Annotated in this window: 1 protein-coding gene; it reads left to right on the forward strand. The window is 51.1% G+C overall.

Annotation, left to right across the window (positions count from 1 at the left end; all coding sequences use genetic code 11):
• Positions 1-272 precede the first annotated feature (272 nt).
• Positions 273-923 carry a DUF6708 domain-containing protein gene (locus HU735_RS26805; protein ID WP_238349909.1) on the forward strand — a complete coding sequence of 217 codons (651 nt, stop codon included), beginning with the start codon at positions 273-275 and terminating at the stop codon, positions 921-923.
• Positions 924-1,023: the final 100 nt, after the last annotated feature.

Below are 1,023 nucleotides of genomic sequence, written 5' to 3' on the forward strand. Positions count from 1 at the left end.
AAAGGTAGCGTTGTCATGACGCATGCTTTTGATCAGATCTTCAGTTACTGGCTCGACAAGGGTAATACCGCAGTTCTAGTCCCATGCGAAAAAAAACTGAACACGACGAAACAACCATGAAGAATAGGCCTACCCTAGCGCCTCCATGCCCAGGCTGGAAGGAAGACTTCAATCTCCCAAATGACCCTCCCAACATAGAGTTCTGTTCCAAACTCTTGAGTACAAACCATCAAGACGACACCTATCTGGAGATATCCCGAAGCTCGATCATCATGCGTGAACTACTGCTTGCGTGCGCATTGATCAACAGCCCATTTCTCATCCTGGCCGCCGGCCTAATAATTAATAGCGCAATACATAACCAGCACAACCTCATCTTACTAAAGCTGGCCATCCTATTATTAGCAACCTGCCAGACAGCATCATTTCTACGCATGATCCGCCTCACCCCACGCGATGAACCCATACGTTTCAACCGTGCACGCCAAAAAATCTATGCTTACAATTTCACATACTGCTGGTGGAATCCTTTCATTCCATGGCCAATAAAAACCGTCAGCTACGACTGGAAAGATATCCGCGCAGAGCGTTGGAGAAAACAAGCCGTAACCCTCCAAGGCTCACACCTCGTAAAAACGGGGATCATGCTGTCCATCGTGGAACCAGGCACCAACAACGTCATCGATCGGTTCCCTTTGAGTAACGTATATGGTGAAGCGTCGATTTGGTCCTATATATGCACTTACATGCAACAAGGCCTCTCCGCTGTCCCTCCCGCCCCGCTCAATAGAGATCACAACGATCTCCTCTGGTGCCAATTCGCCAAGCGTCTGGCACCAGAGGTCAAGTGGCCAGAAGCGATAGACCACGAATCGCGAACGGCCCCACAAACCGCTCCACTTGCCCAGGCAGAGTCGCCATGAAGCCTGTCGTCCTCGTCGGCCATCGCCACCTTTGCCCTCTCCACGGGGAAGGCACTGTCATCAGTGGCGCGGCCAATGCCACAGTGAATGGTCGTGCAAT

The organism is Pseudomonas sp. BW16M2 (assembly GCF_014268865.1).
GTDB classification, from domain to species: domain Bacteria; phylum Pseudomonadota; class Gammaproteobacteria; order Pseudomonadales; family Pseudomonadaceae; genus Aquipseudomonas; species Aquipseudomonas peradeniyensis.